Genomic DNA, 3,362 nt, shown 5'->3' with positions numbered 1-3,362 from the left:
AACTAGCCCCGCCATTAAAAATTTTTTTTTGTGCTGACCGTGCCCCCCCCCGCCCGGGGGCCGCCCCCCCGTGTGGGGTGCCTGCCCGTCGGTACCTGGAAGCTCAGGCCGTCTTCTGCTCCCCCGGCCCCCGCCCCCGCGCATCCCGCGGGATCAGGGTCGGGTTCACGTTCGAGTGGACGACGTCTGCCGTGATGACGACGCGGGCCACGTCCTTGCGGGACGGGACCTCGTACATCACGGACATGAGGACTTCCTCCATGATGGCGCGCAGGCCGCGGGCGCCGGTCTGGCGGAGGATGGCCTGGTCGGCGATGGCTTCGAGGGCCTCGCGCTCGAAGTCCAGCTCCACACCGTCGAGTTCGAAGAGGCGCTGGTACTGCTTCACCAGTGCGTTGCGCGGCTCGACGAGGATCTGGAGAAGGGCCTCGCGGTCCAGGTTGTGGACCGAGGTGATCACGGGCAGGCGGCCGATGAACTCCGGGATCATCCCGAACTTGACCAGGTCCTCGGGCATGATGTCCTCGAACCGGTCCTTCTCCGCCAGCTCGCGCTTGGAGCGGATGGTCGCGCCGAAGCCGATGCCCTTCGCGCCCGCCCGGGACTCGATGATCTTCTCCAGGCCCGCGAAGGCGCCGCCCACGATGAACAGGACGTTCGTCGTGTCGATCTGGATGAACTCCTGGTGCGGGTGCTTGCGCCCGCCCTGCGGCGGCACGGAGGCGGTCGTGCCCTCAAGGATCTTGAGGAGTGCCTGCTGCACACCCTCGCCCGACACATCGCGGGTGATCGACGGGTTCTCGCTCTTACGAGCCACCTTGTCGATCTCGTCGATGTAGATGATCCCCGTCTCGGCCTTCTTGACGTCGTAGTCAGCGGCCTGGATGAGCTTCAGGAGGATGTTCTCGACGTCCTCGCCCACATAGCCCGCCTCCGTCAGCGCCGTCGCGTCGGCGATGGCGAACGGGACGTTGAGCATGCGGGCCAGGGTCTGGGCCAGGAGTGTCTTGCCCGAACCCGTGGGGCCGAGGAGCAGGATGTTGGACTTCGCCAACTCGATGGCGTCCTCGCGGCTTTGACCGCCGCCGTTCTCACCGGCTTGAACGCGCTTGTAGTGGTTGTACACCGCGACTGAGAGAGCCTTCTTGGCTGTCTCCTGGCCGACGACGTACCCCTCGAGGAACTCGTAGATCTCACGGGGCTTGGGAAGTTCCTCCCAGCGCACCTCGCTCGTCTCCGCGAGTTCTTCCTCGATGATCTCGTTGCAGAGATCGATGCACTCGTCGCAGATGTACACACCAGGCCCTGCGATGAGCTTCTTGACCTGCTTCTGGCTCTTGCCACAGAACGAGCACTTGAGCAGATCGCCGCCGTCACCGATGCGTGCCACGGTGTGCTTCCCCTTCGCCTGGGAGACGCCTAGGTCCAGCGGCTCCTGGTGCTGCCTTATGAACGACGGTACCTTGCCTGGCCCCTCGTTCGGGCCCCCCTTGGCGGGGTTCACTTTGTCGTGAACCGCGCCAAGGAGCGGCAGACGATACAGCGATACGTCAGACGACCGCGGAGTTGTTCATCTTCCGGGTGGAGATGATCTGGTCGATCAGGCCGTACGCGAGCGCGTCCTCGGCCGTGAGGATCTTGTCGCGCTCGATGTCCTCGCGGATCTTCTCGATCGGCGTCGTGGAGTGCTTGGCCAGCATCTCTTCGAGCTGACCGCGCATCCGGAGGATCTCGTTCGCCGCGATCTCCAGGTCGGAGACCTGACCGCGACCCGTCTCGCTGTAGGGCTGGTGGATCAGCACACGGGCGTTCGGCAGCGCCATGCGCTTGCCCGGCGTACCGGCGGCCAGCAGGATCGCGGCGGCCGAGGCGGCCTGACCCATGCAGACTGTCTGGATATCGGGCTTCACGAACTGCATCGTGTCGTAAATCGCAGTCAGCGCCGTGAAGGAGCCACCGGGGCTGTTGATGTAGACCGAGATGTCACGGTCGGGGTCCATCGACTCCAGGCACAGCAGCTGCGCCATGACGTCGTTGGCGGAGGCGTCGTCGATCTGCACGCCGAGGAAGATCACGCGCTCCTCGAAGAGCTTCGCGTACGGGTCGTACTCACGCACGCCCTGCGAGGTGCGCTCGACGAAGCGCGGGATGACGTAGCGGGACTCCGCGCGAGGGCCGGTGTACTCGGCCTGCGTGCGGGCGTGGAGGCCGCTGCCGGGGAAGTCGTTCACTGTGTCTCCTGGAAGCCTGAAAGGGGCTGAGGCGGTCGGCTGGGGGCGCGGGAGGGGCATCCACCGCCGCCCCCGCGGGAGCGGCTTACGCCGCTCCGGTGCCGCCGCCGCCCGGCATGCCTGCAGCGGTGGGCATGATGTCGTCGATGAGGCCGTACTCCTTGGCCTCGATCGGGTCGAACCAGCGGTCACGGTCCGAGTCGCGGGTGACCTGCTCCACCGTCTGGCCGGTGTGGAAGGCCGTCAGCTCCGCCATGCGCTTCTTGGTGTGCAGCAGCCGCTCGGCGTGGATCTTGATGTCCGACGCGGAACCGGCGAGGCCGGCCGAGGGCTGGTGGATCAGGATCTCGGCGTTCGGCAGCGCGAAGCGCTTGCCGGGCGTGCCGGCGCTGAGCAGGAACTGGCCCATCGAGGCCGCCATGCCCATGGCGATCGTCACCACGTCGTTCTTGATGTACTGCATGGTGTCGTAGATCGCCATGCCGGCCGTGATCGAGCCGCCGGGGCTGTTGATGTAGAGGTAGATGTCCTTGTCCGGGTCGGAGGCAAGGAGGAGCAGCTGCGCCGTGATCTTGTTGGCGATGTCGTCGTCGACCGCCTGGCCGAGGAAGATGATCCGCTCGCCGAGCAGCCGGTTGTAGACCTGGTCACCGAGGCCCCCACCGATGGGGTCGCCGGCGGCTGTGGGCATCAGATTCGTCACGTATCCACCTGCTCGTCTTACGACGGCGCCGGGCCGTCTCACGTCTTCTGCTGGGGGCGTGGGACCCCGGTACATTGCCGCCCGGGGCGGCTTCGGGGACTCCCCTGCCCTCGTCTTCATGGACCCTAACGCGCGGGTCCCTCCGGGGAATCCCGCAGAGGGAACTGTTCGCTGTGAGCGCATGCGCTGCGCCGGCTTGAGCAGGGTTCGGTGGAGCCCCGTCAGGGGCGCGGGGAACTGCGCGCTCAGCCGCCACAAGGCCGCAGGCGCGTCTGCCACGGGCCGTGCAGCGGCGGGTGCGGCTGGTACGTGGTTGCTCGCGCAGTTCCCCGCGCCCCTAAAGACACGGCGGGCCCGGGCAGGACCGTGGTGCTGACGGTGCCCGGCGTCTCGTAGCCGAGCCAGGCGACGACGGCCGTGTGCGGGCC

General features: G+C 66.9%; 3 protein-coding genes. All 3 read right to left on the bottom strand.

Features of this window, described 5'->3' with window-relative positions; genetic code table 11:
* Window positions 1-103: 103 nt before the first annotated feature.
* A complete protein-coding gene (gene clpX, locus ABZS97_RS43665) occupies window positions 104-1,390 on the bottom strand; it encodes an ATP-dependent Clp protease ATP-binding subunit ClpX (protein WP_356149551.1) in 1,287 nt (428 codons plus the stop codon).
* Window positions 1,391-1,550: 160 nt separating this feature from the next.
* Window positions 1,551-2,231 (bottom strand): ATP-dependent Clp protease proteolytic subunit, encoded by a 681-nt coding sequence (locus ABZS97_RS43660; protein ID WP_356149545.1) that lies wholly within the window; start codon window positions 2,229-2,231, stop codon window positions 1,551-1,553.
* Window positions 2,232-2,316: 85 nt separating this feature from the next.
* Window positions 2,317-2,922: an ATP-dependent Clp protease proteolytic subunit gene (locus ABZS97_RS43655; protein WP_149513863.1), complete on the bottom strand. Its 606-nt coding sequence runs from the start codon at window positions 2,920-2,922 to the stop codon at window positions 2,317-2,319.
* Window positions 2,923-3,362 lie beyond the last annotated feature (440 nt).

Source organism: Streptomyces sp. NPDC005485 (assembly GCF_040606085.1).
In the GTDB taxonomy this organism is placed as follows: domain Bacteria; phylum Actinomycetota; class Actinomycetes; order Streptomycetales; family Streptomycetaceae; genus Streptomyces.
The sequence above is the reverse complement of the archived record's forward strand: the minus strand, read 5'-3'. Positions and strand labels throughout refer to the sequence as shown.

Coding starts and splice junctions, on each gene's coding strand:
- ABZS97_RS43655 (WP_149513863.1), bottom strand. CDS start 2,922: ATGCCCACAGCCGCCGGCGACCCCATCGGTGGGGGCCTCGGTGACCAG.